The organism is Citrobacter sp. wls619, from assembly GCF_005281345.1.
GTDB lineage: Bacteria > Pseudomonadota > Gammaproteobacteria > Enterobacterales > Enterobacteriaceae > Citrobacter.
Genome location: NZ_SZXJ01000027.1, coordinates 225,683 through 243,221 on the forward strand (window position 1 = coordinate 225,683; position 17,539 = coordinate 243,221).

14 protein-coding genes are annotated in these 17,539 nt (G+C 52.4%); 9 read left to right on the forward strand and 5 right to left on the reverse strand.

The window, feature by feature from the left end; all coding sequences use genetic code 11:
- Nucleotides 1–142 precede the first annotated feature (142 nt).
- From FDX19_RS03835 to FDX19_RS03855, 5 genes are all read right to left on the reverse strand, one after another.
- A complete protein-coding gene (locus FDX19_RS03835) occupies nucleotides 143–1,417 on the reverse strand; it encodes a Glu/Leu/Phe/Val dehydrogenase (RefSeq protein ID WP_005122303.1) in 1,275 nt (424 codons plus the stop codon).
- 322 nt (nucleotides 1,418–1,739) lie between these two features.
- Entirely contained in the window at nucleotides 1,740–2,708 is a 969-nt protein-coding gene (locus FDX19_RS03840) for a spore coat protein U domain-containing protein (RefSeq protein ID WP_137381662.1), read from the reverse strand.
- Between the two features lie 13 nt (nucleotides 2,709–2,721).
- The gene (locus FDX19_RS03845) at nucleotides 2,722–5,007 is read right to left on the reverse strand and encodes a fimbria/pilus outer membrane usher protein (protein WP_137381663.1); all 2,286 of its coding nucleotides are present in this window, start codon (nucleotides 5,005–5,007) and stop codon (nucleotides 2,722–2,724) included.
- Between the two features lie 55 nt (nucleotides 5,008–5,062).
- Nucleotides 5,063–5,785, reverse strand: coding sequence for a molecular chaperone (locus tag FDX19_RS03850; RefSeq protein WP_137381664.1), 723 nt, complete (start codon nucleotides 5,783–5,785; stop codon nucleotides 5,063–5,065).
- A 14-nt stretch (nucleotides 5,786–5,799) separates the two neighbouring features.
- Entirely contained in the window at nucleotides 5,800–6,330 is a 531-nt protein-coding gene (locus tag FDX19_RS03855; RefSeq protein WP_137381665.1) for a spore coat protein U domain-containing protein, read from the reverse strand.
- Between the two features lie 321 nt (nucleotides 6,331–6,651).
- Between FDX19_RS03855 and hutC the strand changes: the two genes are divergently transcribed.
- The 9 genes from hutC to FDX19_RS03900 all read left to right on the forward strand — a co-directional run bounded on the left by hutC (nucleotide 6,652) and on the right by FDX19_RS03900 (nucleotide 17,469).
- A complete protein-coding gene (gene hutC / locus FDX19_RS03860) occupies nucleotides 6,652–7,392 on the forward strand; it encodes a histidine utilization repressor (RefSeq protein ID WP_137381666.1) in 741 nt (246 codons plus the stop codon).
- Entirely contained in the window at nucleotides 7,389–7,988 is a 600-nt protein-coding gene (locus FDX19_RS03865; RefSeq protein WP_137381667.1) for a HutD family protein, read from the forward strand. The genes hutC and FDX19_RS03865 overlap by 4 nt, the downstream gene beginning before the upstream one ends.
- A gap of 361 nt (nucleotides 7,989–8,349) precedes the next feature.
- Nucleotides 8,350–10,020, forward strand: a complete 1,671-nt coding sequence (gene hutU, locus FDX19_RS03870; protein WP_137381668.1) for a urocanate hydratase — start codon at nucleotides 8,350–8,352, stop codon at nucleotides 10,018–10,020.
- A gap of 74 nt (nucleotides 10,021–10,094) precedes the next feature.
- On the forward strand, nucleotides 10,095–11,273 hold the full coding sequence (locus FDX19_RS03875; RefSeq protein ID WP_249357516.1) for a CaiB/BaiF CoA-transferase family protein: 1,179 nt from the start codon (nucleotides 10,095–10,097) through the stop codon (nucleotides 11,271–11,273).
- On the forward strand, nucleotides 11,263–12,402 hold the full coding sequence (locus tag FDX19_RS03880; RefSeq protein WP_137381670.1) for an acyl-CoA dehydrogenase family protein: 1,140 nt from the start codon (nucleotides 11,263–11,265) through the stop codon (nucleotides 12,400–12,402). Before FDX19_RS03875 ends, FDX19_RS03880 begins: the two co-directional genes overlap by 11 nt.
- 125 nt (nucleotides 12,403–12,527) lie before the next feature.
- Entirely contained in the window at nucleotides 12,528–13,964 is a 1,437-nt protein-coding gene (locus tag FDX19_RS03885; protein WP_137381671.1) for a cytosine permease, read from the forward strand.
- A gap of 34 nt (nucleotides 13,965–13,998) precedes the next feature.
- The gene (locus tag FDX19_RS03890) at nucleotides 13,999–14,757 is read left to right on the forward strand and encodes an electron transfer flavoprotein subunit beta/FixA family protein (RefSeq protein WP_137381672.1); all 759 of its coding nucleotides are present in this window, start codon (nucleotides 13,999–14,001) and stop codon (nucleotides 14,755–14,757) included.
- An 18-nt stretch (nucleotides 14,758–14,775) separates the two neighbouring features.
- Nucleotides 14,776–15,729, forward strand: a complete 954-nt coding sequence (locus FDX19_RS03895) for an electron transfer flavoprotein subunit alpha/FixB family protein (protein WP_137381673.1) — start codon at nucleotides 14,776–14,778, stop codon at nucleotides 15,727–15,729.
- A 42-nt stretch (nucleotides 15,730–15,771) separates the two neighbouring features.
- The gene (locus FDX19_RS03900; protein WP_249357517.1) at nucleotides 15,772–17,469 is read left to right on the forward strand and encodes an electron transfer flavoprotein-ubiquinone oxidoreductase; all 1,698 of its coding nucleotides are present in this window, start codon (nucleotides 15,772–15,774) and stop codon (nucleotides 17,467–17,469) included.
- Nucleotides 17,470–17,539 lie beyond the last annotated feature (70 nt).

The following is a 17,539-nucleotide window of genomic DNA, read 5'->3' on the forward strand; positions in this document are numbered from 1 at the left end:
TTGGGTAAGTAAAACGCAGAAAGCGGGGCGGGTGAATCAGGCGACTACACGCCAATAATGCCACAAATAATGCCGCATTATTGGCGTAACTCACGACTGGCGTTTATCGTCGGTCAAAAACGTTGGCGTATTGGCCTTCGTATTATCCCGGATAAATACCACGGTCTTTACGTGCCAGCAGGATACGCTCGCAGGCCACAATATAGGCGGCAGTGCGCAATGAGCAGGATTTCTCCGCCGCTTTCTCCCACACATGAACCATCGCATCGGTCATGATTTTATCCATGCGATTGTTGATCTCTTCTTCGCTCCAGAAGAAGCTGGCCATGTCCTGAACCCATTCGAAGTAGCTGACGGTGACGCCGCCTGCGTTACATACGACGTCAGGTACCACGATGATACCGCGGCTTGCCAGCATATCATCGGCATCCGGGTAAGTTGGGCCGTTAGCGCCCTCAAGCACCAGTTTGCAGGTCAGTATTTCTGCACGCTGACGGGTAATCTGTCCTTCCAGCGCGGCAGGGATCAGGATATCCATCTCCACGCTCCAGAAGGCTTCGCTGGCGATCGTTTCCGCCCCCGGGAAACCGGCAATCTGTTTGTGCTCCAACTGCCAGGCGGTCAACGCGGTCATGTCGATCCCGGTGGTGTTAAACAGGGTGGCAGTGTGATCCTGAATGGCAACGACGCGTGCGCCAGCACTGGCGAACAGGCGAGCCGCTTCACTGCCGACATTACCAAAGCCTTGTACCGCTACGCGTGCGCCTTCGACGTCGATGTTGGCACGACGAGCCACTTCCAGACCGCTGACGAACACGCCACGACCCGTTGCTTTATCACGACCCAACGAACCGCCAAGGTGGATAGGTTTACCGGTGACCACGCTGGTTACGGTGGTGCCGTGGTTCATGGAGTAGGTATCCATCATCCATGCCATCACTTTGCCGTTGGTGCCGACATCCGGCGCAGGAATATCTTTTTGCGGCCCAATGATAATGCCGATTTCGCTGGTATAGCGGCGGGTTAAACGCTCCAGTTCACCTTCGGACAGCGAGAATGGGTCGACGCGAACGCCACCTTTGGCACCGCCGTACGGCAGGTTCAGTGCGGCACATTTGATGGTCATCCAGGCGGAAAGGGCCATCACTTCATTAAGATCAACATCAGGATGATAACGCACGCCGCCTTTCCCCGGGCCGCGGGAGAGGTTGTGCTGTACACGATATCCTTCGAAATGGCGAATAGTGCCGTCATCCATCTGCACCGGAATATCGACAATTAGCGCGCGTTTCGGGTGGCGCAGGGTATCCACCCAATGGGAAAGTTCGCCCAGGTAAGGGGCCACACGCTCGATTTGTTGCAGGTAGGTATTCCAGGCAGATGTGCTGCTATCTGAAGCGTAAGATAACTTATCCATGATAAACCTTAGTTATAAAAGTAATATGTTCTTAATTTGGCCGTGGTATACAGTGGATCTCACCATATAAACTTAAATTTAACATTTTTTTCAAGAAACGGCCTGCCCTCCAGCCCCTCAATAGCCATAATAAAAACGCGTGAATTAAGCGTTAAGTGAATAATTATCTATTGATTTTGCGAATGTTTGCGATCAAGTCGCGATTCAGACATTTAATATGCATGGTGCATGAGAATGACTATTTGTCAGATTTATGATGTACCTCTAAAAGTAAACAATATGATAATTATTTGTGTTTTCTTGATTGCATTTTAGCGGCGCGTCAGTAAGTCACTGAGATGGTGACGGTGTCCGCATAGTTGTCGGGCGTATAGTTTGCGCTGGGAACGGTGGCATACACTGAATACGGCGTAGCTGAACCGGTGCCAGTGCCTGTAACGGTATTGAGCGAGGTGTTGCCCCACACGGTACCGGAAGGCCCCGGTGTTGAGCTGAGCTGATAAGGGACTTTATCGCTGTTTGCCCCTGTTCCGCTCATCACACCGCTGCCTGCAGTATTGCCGTTGGAGGGTTGTAGTCCAATGGTGTAAGGGGTGTTATTGGTGCATGCCACCCCGATGGTATTTGATGCTGTCGCATTGCGCTGAGTTGCCTTCACCGGGGTGAAACTAATGTTAGTGGCCGAGGTGATATTGCACTGTTTGCTGACAGTGGCTGATACGGTGAAGGGGAGTCTGGCGGCAACGGTATCACCACACGTGGTGGGCGGAATAACTAATCCAGGGTTGAGGGTGATAAGCGCCGTGGCTGCCGTATAGCTGTCCTGATAGCTTCCGGGGACTGCAGAGGTTTGCGGAGTGACGAGCTGAGCGGATACGGTCAGTGAACCGGTCACCGGGAGCAAATTGAGCAAGTTAAGTTGTACCATGGGAACTGAGGTTCCGCTCTGATACTGACTCCCCCAGATTTTACTGTGCCCGGCGTCCTGATATAGCTGGTAGCTCAACGTTCTGGCAGGTGTTCCGCTTAACGACATATTCCGTGTTGCCACCTGACCGCTGACGGCCGATGCGCCAATATTAAAACAGAGGTTAATCCCCGCCAGTACGTCGGTCACTTCTTTTGCACAAGTCCAGGTAAAGGTCATTGAGGTCGTTGCACCTGATGATGACAACGGGTCCACTGTACCAAAACTGATGGGTTGGACGTTACTTACGGAGCAGGTTACCGCATGGCTTATCCCTGGACAGGCGAGGAGTGCAGCGATAAACAGCAACTGTCTTAATCTCATGAATGAACTCCTGCTATTGTGACCGACATTCCAGCGGGCCTATTTGTACGATCCCCTTTGCATTGGCGGGATAATCGAATTGTGCGTTACAGCTACCGGTATCGGTGTCAACGCGTAATCTGTTGTGCTGTTCCAGGGTGTCGAACCAGGCCATACCATCGAATCCAACCACGGATGACTGGCCCGTGCCGTTAGTGATAGATGCCATGCTGCCCTCGGAAATGGCCTTACCCTGTTCATTAACGAGAGTAACCTGCGCGGCGCGTACGGGAGTGATGCCAAAACTGACCAGGGTTCCGGAGCGATCCGCCGGCGTTGCATTGGCTTCAACGCGGGCGATCCTCGTATTGGCGGGGAGATCCATGGGGTCAATACTGATTTGATTGTTTTGATAGCTGTTGAGTGACGTGACCAGCAGCAGACCCTGATCGTCGCTGTGACCGACAAGGTTATTTTGCAGCTTGACGGGTACGTCCGGAATGCCGTCTGTAGATACGACGGCAAAACCATTGTTGATTTCCCGAGCCGCGAACAAACCTCCCCCCATCGCAACCAGGGAGCCGGTCGCGCCCGCATAACCGTAGTGGTTGTCGGGCAGGCGGCTAAATCCGGTGTAGGCTTTTCCGAAACGGCCCAAATACCCGACTTCCCCCTGGCCGCTTTGCCGGGAGGCTTGCTGGCTGGCAGCGACGTTCCATCCCCAGCCGCCGTCACCCGGTGGCGTTTGGCTGGCATTGATCTGGTAGCCGGTTTCATTATTGGTACGTTGTACGGTACTGCTGGCGCTCAGATTACCGCTGGTGGTGACCGTCACCATCAGGTAAACGCTGCGATCGCGGGTGTCGTCAATATTCTGGTTAAAGCCGGCATTGAGTGAAACGTTATCGGTGACGGATTTGAACCAACTGGCGTTGGCGTAGCGCACCGCGCTATCGTGCGGATAGCGAAACTGCAGGTAGCTCAGGCTGACATTGCCGGCAGACGGCATTGCATAACCTATCACCGTATTGCTGCTCAGCGAGGGCGGCGGCTCACCATAATGGGTCGCGACATCACGGTAGTCACCCGACGTCGCCGTTGTGCTGGTGCTGAAATTAAACTGTTCACCTGACCAACGGTAACCCACACTGTACAAAAATCCGCTTTTCCCTGCGTCCGTACTGGCTGCCAATGCGGTGGATACTGTGCCGCTGCGTGGGCCGGGAACCCAGTCATTGCTGAAACCTGCGTTGATCAGCCCATCGCTGGTTTCCGCGTGCGTACCCGCAGTAAAGGTATTACTGAATCCCCGACGCCAGGTCCCGCTAAATACAGGGGCGCTGGCATAATCAAATGAGGCGTAACCGTAATTCTCTCTTACTGCGCCTAATTCCGCTGACCAGGCTGTTAGCCCCTCTCGCAGGAGTTGCTGATCGTTGTAAAACGAGAAGTTTTGTACTGTCGTTCTGCCCAGCGCGTCGGTCATCATCACCTGGCCGGTCCCTGCGCCACTGATATTCGGCATGGTGTTGATTTGAAAACTTCCGGCCGGCACCTCCCCGTTGTAGTACTTAACCCCATTGACGTACAACTCAACGTTTGAAGGAAGCGTGGCAGAACCAAGATAGGAGGGAAGCGGGGTGGTTGGCATATACGGCTGTAAACCAAAATCGGTTCCTATCTGGATGCCGCCAATGCGGGTCGGTCGGGACCAGGTGAGCGAGCTTGTCAGGGTATCGCCAACGTTTACCGCCAACATATTTTCCGGAAATGACGTGCGCCATTGGGTGTCCATGCGGTAGAAGGCATTATCTGCGTTGGGCGCGGTGGAAAATTGAGTCAGTTGGGTTGTGCTTAACACCCCTAAGCCATTAAACGCGCGCAACTCGCTAAATGTGTTGGCGCTGGTTTCATCTCCCTGCTGAGCATAGACATCGTAATTGAGTAACGCCCCACGTGAATTTGATGCTATTGGTGTCGCTTCGCCGGTCGGGTTCACCTGCGTGGTGACAAGATCAAGGGAACTGAGCGGCACAGTGAGCGCCAGGGTTTGTTGTTCGACGTTGTAGTCAATGCTCAGTTGGGCAATATCGTTCAGACTGACGGTGGCTGCCGTATTTTGCGGTAAGCGAAAGCCCAACTGGCGTAGGGTATTTGCGCCAACATAGAGTTTTTCCTTCTGATAGCCAAAATGAACCAATCCGACAGGGTTTCCATTCAGGGTCACGTCGAGATATAAATCGATGCCCGCAAGAGGTGTTGCGTCACCAATAATTCCACTGTTTGTCTGGTTATTATTGTCCGCGTGAGCTGAAACCATTCCAGATAATAATGCTCCATTGAGTAAGCAACATTTCACCAGAAACCAGGATCTCTTAGAGATCTTGTACTGTTTTTTTGCCATTAATTGTTACTTCAACTTTACCGCCATAATGGGTATCACTGGCGGACGGGGATAATATCCACCGCATTGTTGAGCCCGGAAGAACGTAGCCTAATAGCCCCGGTGTAATGACCTTTTTCGCGCCATTATGGTTTATAAAGGTTGCCGCTGATAATTGTGCATGACCATTTCCCTGATTACTGACTTCAAGAAATTTTTTGCCGTCAAGTTGCTGTAATTTCCATTGCAATTTGGCCTGAGTTTCAGCCTGCGCCGTGGGTTGAATAAACACAGGTACGGAATAATGCAGCACAAACTGAAGTTTATTTTTTTGTAACTTTGCTGGCGGTAATTCGTCAATTGATAACCGATATGCATCTTCGGTATGTGTCGAGGGCGGGCCGGTGCGAATAACACGAATCAGCTGGCGTTCACCAGGGGCTAGCGCCAGCATCGGCGGGCTGATAACCAGTCCCTGAGAGGGAGACAGCTTGTCGCCGTAAGCGCTTTGGCTCCAGCGAAAGACCCGAACCTGGGCATTCAGCACGTTCTCTCCGGCATTGCTTAACCAGATCCCATCGGCATTTTGCGATGCTTGCAGCGTTAATGTGACTGGGGCAACCTGCAATCCGCTGGCTGTCGCCGGATTTACGCTCACAGCCGCTCCTAACAGGCATGCGCAGGCATACTGCGGTACAGGCAGTTTTACTGTCATCTGTGTTCCTGAATTTAGTAGTTAACGTTTACCGTTACAGTGTCGGCATAGTCGTCAGGTGTGAAGTTCGCGCTTGGCGCGGTGGCATAAACGGTAAAACTCTGCAGAAGTCCAGTTCCCTGGGATGCAACGCCATTTCCTACCGTGGTGGCGGTGGCCGTATTCCCCCAGACCGGTCCTGTTGCTGATGTTTGGTTCAGTTGGTAAGGCACTTTATCGGTATTGTTTGCTGCATTTGCGACAGAGGACATGGCGCCGGACCCCGTGGGTGTCCCGCCGTTGGCCGCTGAGGGTGCCAGACCAATAAAGTAGGGGGTGGTTTTTGAACAATTAATTGAAATTGTGTTGCTTGCGCTGGTATTTGTCGCAGTGGTATTCACGGGACCGAGAGTAATATTTGAAGCCGACCCCGCAGTGACGGTACACGCTTTTTGTATCGTCATCAGGACCTGAAATGTCCCGCTGGTGGACGCTGCATTTGCCGCCGGAATTATGGAAAAGGCGTAGCAAAAAAGAATTAAGCGTTTGTCGAAGACTAGAGCCATATCCTTCACCTTTTTCAAATAACCACATTTTTTGCTTTAAAAAAACAATAATGTGACACAAGAAGACATGATTTAACCCTAGAATAAGTATTAGACGTACGCCAGTTGATCTCATGAATTTTACTTAGAGAAAAGGTGATGCCGTCGACAAAAAAATAATACCAACGGGTGAGTATGTCGTTTCTTTTTTGTGCTACTCAAAAGTATGCCCAGGGGCTTCAGGACGGAATTAAAAACGACGTGGGCTATACAGTGTGCATAACTCTCTCTAAGATTGAGGGTAAGTCGCTCTCTTTTTGCCAGATAAAGGAAATTCAGGTAATGACGTTGATGTCGCATAAACTTGCAGTTGAGCACTCCGTTCCGCTGCCACTGTATGCCAAAGTCAAGGCGATGGTCGCGGATAGAATCAACAGCGGTGAGTGGCGGCCCAATGATCGTGTTCCTTCGGAATCTGAACTGGTTCAATTGCTCGGCTTTAGCCGAATGACGATTAATCGCGCCCTGCGGGAACTGACAGCAGAAGGGTTATTGGTCAGACTGCAGGGGGTCGGAACATTTGTGGCTGAACCGAAAAGGCAGTCAGCGCTGTTCGAGATCCAGAATATTGCTGATGAGATACAGGCGAGAAATCATCAGCATCGTAGCTCTGTGATGCTGTTGCAGACGGTGAGTGCCACGAGAGAGCAGGCGATGGCACTGAATATGCAGCCCGGAAGTGAAATCTTTCACTCTTCGATCATTCACTATGAAAATGATGTCCCTATTCAGATTGAAGATCGTTTTGTTAATCCCGACGTAGCGCCGGAGTACCTTCAGCAGGATTTCACGCAGTTAACACCGAATATTTACCTGAACAGGCTGGCACCGCTTACTGAAGGGGAGCATGTTGTTGAAGCTGTTTCGGCCACTGCGCTGCAAAGCAAGTGGCTTCAGCTGGCGCCTCATGAGCCGTGCCTGCTTATTTGCCGCCGGACCTGGTCACAACAGGTTAATGTCAGCTATGCCCGACTGCTGTATCCGGGAACTCGCCATCGTTTAAAAGGACATTTCACGTCATGAATGGATGGCACGTGCTGCGTTACGACGATTACAGGCTGATGCCGTGGAAAAACGGGGCCGGAATGACCCGGGAAATTCAGCGTTTTCCGCCAGAAGATGACAATTTTCAGTGGCGACTTTCAATGGCTGAGGTGGCACAGGCCGGTGAGTTTTCACGCTATCAGGGATACCAGCGGCTGCTGTCGGTACTGCGTGGCAGTGGGATGACATTGCGCATTGATGCGGCTTCCGGCGTGACGCTTTATGCTTTCGACACCGGGGCATTCTCCGGTAATAGCCGCGTGGACAGCGAACTGGTGGATGGACCGATTCTGGATTTTAATCTTATTTATCAGCCAGAACGTTTTGATGCAACGCTAAGTTGGCAGATGGTCGACACGCAAGCGCAATACCGGCTCCGTCCCGGCGTTACGACTCTCATTTTCTGTGCCGCGCCGAATTTGATCCTCTCTTCAAGCGCAATGCAGCCATTACAACTGCATTGTTATGATTGCGCAGTGCTTCCACCTCAATCTCAACACTCTGACGTTCTGGACCTTGGCATTCATGGTTCCGGTTACTGGGCATTCATCGAGTTGCGCAGTATCGAAGAGTGAGCCTCATCCTGCTTCCCCCCCCCTGAAAATGTTAATTAATTGTGTTTTTTGTTTGTGACTGATACCGCAAATTTAATCAGTAGTTTGTGGCTATTTTGTGAACAAGATCAATGTCATTCATCTCCCCATTCTTTTTGTCTTTAACTTAACATATTGTATCTGTTGATTTAAAACTCACTTTTGTTGTTTTTCGTTTTGCAAATCCATCTTGTTTTTGTGAATAAATATTTTATTGAGTGTACATGTATATACAAGTATATATTGATTACATGTTACTCATGTTGCGGAAATGTTGAGCGATATGGGTTGGGCCAACCAGATGTTGATGACCTTATTCATCCGAACACTTAAGGATATCGCTATGACCGCTGAAAACCGTATTCGTCATGTTGATGTACGCGCCCCCCGGGGGACTAAACTCACGGCAAAGAGCTGGCTAACCGAGGCTCCGCTACGGATGCTGATGAATAACCTCGACCCGGAGGTGGCTGAAAATCCTCATGAACTTGTGGTTTATGGCGGAATTGGGCGTGCGGCACGTAACTGGGCGTGCTATGACAAAATCGTAGAAACCCTGACTCAGCTAAACGATGATGAGACGCTGCTGATCCAGTCCGGCAAGCCTGTGGGCGTGTTTAAAACCCACAGCCATGCGCCACGGGTCCTGATCGCCAACTCCAACATTGTTCCGCATTGGGCGAACTGGGAATACTTTAACGAACTTGATGCGAAGGGCCTGGCGATGTACGGCCAGATGACTGCGGGTAGTTGGATCTACATCGGTAGTCAGGGCATCGTTCAGGGCACCTATGAAACCTTCGTTGAAGCCGCTCGCCAGCATTACAACGGTAGCCTTAAGGGGCGCTGGGTCCTCACCGCGGGCCTGGGGGGGATGGGGGGAGCGCAACCGCTGGCGGCAACGCTTGCGGGTGCTTGTTCTCTGAACATTGAGTGCCAGCAAAGCCGCATCGATTTCCGCCTTAAGACACGCTATGTCGATGAACAGGCGACCTCACTTGACGATGCGTTGGCACGCATCAAACGTTACACCGAACAGGGCAAAGCAATTTCTATCGCGCTGTGTGCTAACGCCGCCGACATTCTTCCTGAACTGGTTCGTCGTAACGTGCGTCCGGATTTAGTCACCGACCAGACCAGCGCACATGACCCTTTGAATGGCTATTTACCACAGGGTTGGCAGTGGTCCGATTATGTCGCACGTGCGAAAACTGAACCTTCCGTTGTTGTTCAGGCAGCCAAACGCTCAATGGCCGAACATGTCAATGCGATGCTGGCGTTCCAGAAACAAGGGATTCCTGTTTTTGACTATGGCAACAACATCCGCCAGATGGCGCTGGAGATGGGGGTGAGTAACGCGTTTGATTTCCCTGGATTTGTCCCTGCCTATATTCGTCCGCTGTTCTGCCGCGGAATTGGTCCCTTCCGCTGGGTGGCGCTCTCCGGCGACCCGGAAGACATTTACAAAACCGACGCCATGGTCAAAGAACTCATCCCGGATGACGAGCATCTGCACCGGTGGCTGGATATGGCTCGCGAACGTATCAGCTTCCAGGGCTTACCGTCACGTATCTGCTGGGTTGGCCTCGGACAGCGCGCCAAATTAGGTCTGGCATTCAATGAAATGGTCCGCAGCGGTGCGCTTTCTGCGCCTATCGTCATCGGCCGCGATCACCTGGACTCAGGTTCCGTTGCCAGCCCAAACCGTGAAACGGAAGCCATGAAGGATGGTTCTGATGCGGTATCTGACTGGCCGCTACTCAACGCGCTGTTGAATACAGCCAGTGGCGCGACCTGGGTTTCTTTGCATCACGGCGGCGGCGTCGGCATGGGCTTCTCGCAACATTCAGGCATGGTGATTGTGTGTGACGGCACTGATGAAGCTGCTGAGCGTATTGCGCGGGTTCTGCACAACGATCCGGCTACGGGCGTGATGCGCCATGCTGATGCCGGCTACGAAATAGCGCAACGCTGCGCCCGTGAGCAGGGGCTGAACCTGCCAATGGAAAAATAGTGACGTATTTCCCGGTCAGGGCGGAAGTATAGAACGTCCGTTGGAAGCCTCTAACCCACAGGATGCACAGTGATATGAGCAAACAAACACATTATCAGCCGTTATGCGGTGTTCGTGTTCTCGACCTGAGTCGGGTACTGGCTGGCCCTTATTGTACGGCGATGCTGGCCGATCTCGGCGCTGAGGTGATTAAAATTGAAGCGCCTGGACACGGTGACGATAGCCGCCACCTTGGCCCCTTTGTGAAGGGTGAAAGCGTCTACTACGGCTTGATTAACCGCGGCAAGCGCAGTATTGAGCTGGATTTTAAATGTCCGGAGCACCGGCAGCATTTCTATCAACTGGTCGAAGAAGCGGACGTGGTGGTGGAGAACTTTCGCCCAAGCGTGACGCAGCGCCTTGGGATCGATTTTGACACGCTCAAAAAGTATAACGACCGGCTGATCTACGCCAGTATTTCAGGTTTTGGCCAGCACAGCCCGTTGGCCAAACATCCTGCTTACGACATTGTTGCTCAGGCGATGTCCGGCTTAATGAGCGTGACGGGGTTTGCGCAAAGCGGCCCCACACGCAGTGGTGAATCTCTCGGTGATGTCTGTGCCGGGATCTACGCCGCATGGGCTGTCAGCAGCGCGTTATTTGCCCGCGAGCGGCATCATCCCGAGGCGCAATACATCGATGTTGCCATGCTGGACGTGTTGGTCAGCATGCAGGTAACAGGGCTATCGAATTTGTTTGCCCACGGGAAAGCGCCGGGATTGATTGGCAATCGCCATCCTGTTTCCACGCCGTTTGATACCTATCGGGCAGCAGATGGGCTGGTGGTGATCGCGGTAGCCAGTCAGCGTCTTTATGCGCGGTTGTGCGAATGCATGGGGCAACCCGCGTTGGCAACGGATAGCCGCTTCATTGATGACATGAGCCGTACGCGAAATGAGCAGCAATTAAAAGCAGCCATTGAGCGCTGGAGCATGACGTTTAGCGTAGACGAACTTTGCGATCTCCTGCTGGAGGCCGGTGTTCCGGCTTCGCCGATTCATAACCTGGAGCAGGCGACACAAAGCGAACATGCACAGGTTCGCCAGTTACTGATACAGCCATCTGATGAGAGCAACCCTTTAGTTGTGCAACCGGTGTTCTTCAATGGCCATAAACCCCATGCGATCGATAGGGCTCCGGCATTAGGAGAAGCCAACGCGCTCTATGGCGTAGATACCCACTCATTACCAACAGGAGCAGTGCATGAGCTTTGAAATTAATGAAACTGAGCGCGCGATTGTCGACGCGGTGACAAGCGTCGCCCGGGATGTCCTGCAACCACGCGCCCAGCACTATGATGAAACGGAGACTTTCTGCCAGGAGAGTCTTACTGCGCTGGGCGAACTCGGCTGCATGGGCATTAACTTACCCGAAGCCTATGGCGGCTTCGGGGTGGGTAGCGTCGCCATGAGTCAGGCGGTAGAAGCGATTGCTGGCGCCTGTGCTTCCACCGCTTCTGCGCTGACCGCCCATTTCCTGGCCACCGACTCTATTCTGATTGGCGGAACCGAAGAACAAAAGCTGCACTGGCTCCCGCGGGCAGCCAGTGGGGAATTGTTGGGGGCGTTTGCGCTAACGGAACCTGCCGCTGGCTCAAACCCCGCGGATATGCGAACGGTTGCAAAGCGTGAGGCTGATGGATGGCGAATCCAGGGCAATAAACACTACATCACGAATGCCCGGGAAGCAGACTTCATTGTGCTGTATGCGAAAACGGCTCCGGCAGAGGGGCATAACGGTATCAGCGCGTTCATTATCCCGAAAGACACCGGCGGCGTCGTGTTCTCCAGCCCGGAAAAAACCATGGGGCTACGTGGCAGTACTATTTATGAACTGTCTTTAGATTGCTGGCTTCCTCAGTCCGCGCTGCTGGGTAAAGAAGGTCAGGGATTCGCAACGGCGATGGAAGTGCTTGATCGTGGTCGTGTTGAAGTCGCTGCAATGTCACTGGGTATTGCCAGCGCGGCAATGGAGAGTTGTTTGCAGTGGGTGCATGACCGACAGATTGGTCCAAAACCATTGATGGCCTATCAGGGAACGCAATGGCGACTGGCGGATATGCATACTCAGTTACAGGCCGCACGGCTGCTGACCTGGCAAGCGGCGGAAAAGCGCGATAGCGGGCAACGTTTTAGCCTTGATTCAGCGACCGCCAAATTGTTTGCCGCTGAATGCGCCGGTTTTGTCACGGATGCCGCACTGCAGTTACACGGTGGCTATGGCTACATCCGCGATCTTCCCCTGGAACGTTATGTCCGGGATGCCCGCATCCTGCGCATCTTCGAAGGCACGTCGGAAATACAAAAAATCATTATCTCAAGAAGCTTGCTGAACAACCGTTAGGCATGACCAAACGGTAGAGCAAAGTGCGTGCGGGATTGCATGCTCCAGGCTGTTCCCGGCCTGGAAATTCGATGGGTAAAAGCACCATTTCCAGGTTCGTTCTATAACGTGAGGAAGCATGCATCATGAACATTGACGACAGTACACAACAACATGTAAAGCCTGCAGCCGTGGCTCCGTTAATTGAGTCACGCTCTATTGACTACATTCCTGAGGCTGAACGACACGGCAGTTTGTTCAGTCAGTTTACGCTGTGGTTTGGCGCCAACCTGCAAATTACAGCAATTGTTACTGGCGCATTGGCCGTGGTGTTGGGCGGTGATGTGTTCTGGTCGCTGATTGGATTATTCGTCGGACAGGTACTCGGTGGCGCAGTGATGGCGCTCCATGCTGCGCAGGGACCGAAACTGGGTCTTCCACAGATGATATCGAGCCGGGTGCAGTTTGGCGTATACGGTGCAGTACTGCCGATAATCCTGGTCTGCATGATGTACGTGGGTTTTTCCGCGGGGGGGACGGTACTCGCCGGCCAGGCCATTGCGCAGCTCGTCAACGTGAGTGACTGGTTTGGTATTCTGATTTTTGGTGTCGTGATTATCACCATTACGGTTTGTGGTTACCGCGTGATCCACGGGCTGGGTAAACTGGCGAGTGTGGTGGGTATCGTCATCTTCTTTTACCTCTTTTTTAAAATTCTCTATGGCTATGATGTTCAGACATTGCTGGAAAATCGCCACTTTACGCTGACCAATTTCTTGCTGGCTATGTCCCTTTCAGCATCATGGCAGATAGCATTTGGCCCCTATGTTGCCGACTATTCGCGCTATTTACCGAGCAACACGTCTACCGCAAAAGCATTTTTCGCTGTCGGACTGGGTAGCGTCGTGGGGACTCAGGCATCCATGGTGCTGGGGGTTTTTGCTGCCGCGATCGCAGGGAAACAGTTTGCGGGTCATGAAGTTGCCTACATCGTCGGCCTTGGCAGTACAGGGGTTATTGCCGGTCTGTTATTCCTCGGCATCTTCTTTGGTAAGGTCACCATTACTGCACTGAATGCCTATGGCAGCTTTATGTCACTCGCCACTATTGTCAGCGGCTTCCGTGGAAAACATAGCGTATCACCCGGTATGCGTCTGTTTTTCATCATTCTCATGGTGGGGTTCTCTACGCTGATCGGTTTATTAGGACAGCATGAATTCCTGAAGTTATTTACCGCATTCTTGTTATTTTTGTTGGCCTTCTTCACCCCGTGGAGTGCGATTAACCTGGTGGATTACTACCTCGTCACCAAAGGGCGTTATGACTTGCCCGCACTCTCTGATCCTAACGGACGCTATGGTCGCTGGAACATGACCGGCATCCTCACTTATCTGTTCGGTATTGTCGTCCAGTTACCGTTTATCGCGACCAGCTTTTATACCGGCTCACTCGTTGAAAGCCTGGGCGGGACTGATATCTCCTGGATTGTTGGCCTGCTGGCAACCGGGGTGGTCTATTTTGTGGCTACGCGGTTCTGGCCGCCCTCTATCGCACCGGCGCTGATTTTGCCTGAAGAGCGTTAGTTTTCTCGTTCATACAAAACAGAAGGAATACGAAATGAAAATCTTAGTGGGCGTGAAACGTGTTATCGACCATAACGTCAAAATACGTATCAAAGCTGATGGAACCGGTGCTGAGCTGGAAAACGTCAAAATGTCGATGAACCCTTTTGACGAAATTGCGCTGGAGGAGGCGGTGCGTCTGAAAGAAGCCGGCGTGGCAAGTGAAGTTGTTGTTGTTTCAGTCGGGGATAATTCCTCTCAGGAAACGCTACGCAATGCGCTGGCCCGCGGCGCTGACAAGGCGCTGTTGGTGGAAACCGAACAGGGGGCAACATTCGGTTCATTGGACATCGCGAAAATACTCCAGCGACTTGTCGCCCAGCTAGAACCTCAGCTCATCCTGCTGGGCAAGCAAGCGATTGATAATGACGCCAACCAGACCGGGCAAATGCTGGCCGGATTGCTGGCGTGCAGTCAGGCAACCTTTGCATCGGCGCTGGATGTGACCGATGACGGTCGTATTACGGTTACCCGGGAAATTGACGGCGGTTTAGAGGTGCTCTCCCTGGCATTACCTGCGGTGGTAACTGCCGATCTACGCCTGAATCAACCTCGTTACCCGAGCCTGCCGAATATTATGAAAGCGAAGAATAAACCTCTGGAGATTATCTCATTGGCATCTATGGGTTTTCTACCCTCGAAGCAGTTAACCACCCTCAATATCACCGAGCCGAAAAAACGCAATACCCGCTGTCAGTGGCTGGAAAATGCGGCCCAACTGGTTGCGGTGCTGAAAGAACACAAAGCCATTTAATTCTCAGAGGATGCCGAAATGAGTCAGACATCAATTCTTGTTATTGCCGAACACGATAATCAGACGCTGAAAAGCAGTACCCTGACTACCCTCACTGCGGCACTGCACATTGCTGCCGGCGGCGAGGGGAGGGTTCACTTGCTGATTGTGGGCCATCAGTGCCAAAACGTTGTGGATGCCGCGCGAGATCTCAGTGGAATCGCGGAAATTCTGGTTTGTGACGCTCCTCATTACGCCAGCCTTCTGGCGGAAGAGGTGTGCGCAGCGGTTGTTCCCCTGGTGACTGATTTCACCCATATACTTTTACCGGCGACCGGATACGGCAAAAATATCGCACCGCGGTTGGCGGCAATGCTGGATGTCGCACAAATTTCTGATATCACCGAAGTCTGTGATGCAAATACGTTTGTGCGTCCAATTTATGCAGGTAATGCCCTGGAAACGGTGCGCAATAATGGCGGACAACTGGTGATTACTGTGCGCGGTTCAGCCTTCACGCCATCACAACATGCCGGGAATGACGTACGAGTAACGCCGGTTCAACCAACCGCCGCGCTGGCATTGTCACGCCATGTGAGCCAATCACTTACGCCGTTTTCTCGTCCGGAACTGAGTACCTCAAAAATCGTCATTTCGGGGGGGCGCGGACTGAGTGCGAAAGAGAATTTTCAACTTATTGAGACCATTGCCGACAAGCTTGGCGCAGCAATTGGCGCATCCCGTGCAGCCGTTGACGCCGGTTTTGTGCCTAATGATTATCAGGTTGGGCAGACCGGTAAAATTATTGCCCCCGACCTCTATATCGCCGTAGGTATTTCCGGTGCGATACAACATTTGGCGGGGATGAAAGAAAGCAAATTGATTGTCGCCATTAATAAAGATAAAGAGGCGCCGATTTTCCAGATTGCAGATTACGGTATCGAAGGCGATCTGTTCCAGATTTTACCCGAGCTGGAGAAAGCGCTGGCGTAACCCGCCAGACCCTATAACGTTTTTTCTTTCTCAGGAGGACATATGCATCCAGACAGGTCAGCGCTCGACACCCAAAAGAACCGTGAGGCAATGGAGTTTGATGTCCTGATTGTGGGGGGCGGTCCATCGGGGCTGGCGGCGGCGATTCATCTGCAGCAACTGGCGGGACAGCGCCAGCAAACGCTTTCCGTTTGCCTGATCGACAAAGGAGCCAGCATTGGTGCACATATATTGTCCGGAGCGGTCATTGATCCTGTTGGATTGAATGAACTGCTGCCGGGCTGGCAACAAAAACTGTCATTACCGCTAACGCCAGTGACGGAAGATCGTTTTTTGTTTTTGGGTGCCCAAAAGCAGATTCGTGTACCGCAAGCATTGTTACCTGAATGCTTTAAAAATCATGGCAATGTGATTGGGAGCCTTGGCCTGGTGTGCCAGACACTTGCCCAGCAGGCGGAACAACTGGGCGTCGAAGTCTTTGCCGGATTTACGGGGACTGAGGTGCTTTATGATGAACAGGGGGCAGTAATCGGTGTCGCTACCGGTGATATGGGACTGGACAAATCAGGTCAGCCAACCGGGCAGTATCAGCAAGGGATCAACCTGCTCGCCAGGACCACGCTTTTTGCTGAAGGATGCCGCGGACAGCTAGGAAAAACAGTAATTGAGACGTTCGCACTAGACCGGGATAGCGCCCCCCAGACCTACGGACTGGGGTTGAAAGAAGTGTGGCAAGTTCCCCCGGAACAGCATCAACCGGGGCTGGTGGTGCATTGTGCCGGTTGGCCGTTGGGTGCAGCAACCTACGGCGGTGGCTTTGTCTACCATTATGGCGAGAACCTGGTCGCGGTGGGATTGGTTGTTGGGCTGAATTACAGTAATCCGTGGTTGTCACCGTTTGAAGAGTTTCAACGTTTGAAAACACATCCGGCGATTTCTGCGCATCTGCAACAGGGGAAGCGCCTCAGCTATGGCGCCAGAACGATGGTTGCGGGAGGATTGTCTTCGCTGCCGATACTGAGCTTTAAAGGAGGGGCGCTTCTTGGTGATAACGCTGGATTTTTAAACGCCGCACGAATCAAAGGCAGCCACTGCGCGATTAAAAGTGGAATGCTGGCTGCCCGAGCGACTCTCGAGGCTTTAGACATCGCACAGGCTCAGGGGCAATATCTGGCAGATGAGGCGACTCTGGCCGCGGTTTATCAGCAGGGCTTCCAGGACAGTTGGCTGTACCGCGAACTATACCAAACGCGTAACTTTAAACCCTATATGAAGAAGGGGCTGTATACAGGCTCTCTCTTATTTGGTGCGGAACAACTGTTATTGAAAGGCCATACACCGTGGACGTTAACACTGAAACAAAGCGATCATCAGGCACTCAAACCCGCCTCCAGCGAGGCGAAGATTAACTATCCAAAGCCTGACGGCGTGCTGACATTCGACCGCTCTTCATCGGTGTTTTTGTCGAATACTAACCATGAAGAAGATCAGCCCTGTCATTTGAGGTTGAAAGATGAGCGTATCCCGCTCACGGTCAATCTGCCGTTGTACGCGGCCCCGGAGACACGTTACTGTCCGGCGGGTGTCTATGAAATAGTTGAGCTGGAGCGGCAACCTCATCTGCAAATTAATGCGCAGAACTGCCTGCACTGTAAGGCCTGTGATATTAAAGACCCAACGCAAAATATCACCTGGACGGCTCCTCAGGGAGGCGAAGGTCCACTGTATCAGGGGATGTAATACGGCTGCTGTGAGTAAACCAGAGACACAAAAAACCACGCAATCGCGTGGTTTTTTTGTGCCTCTGGAC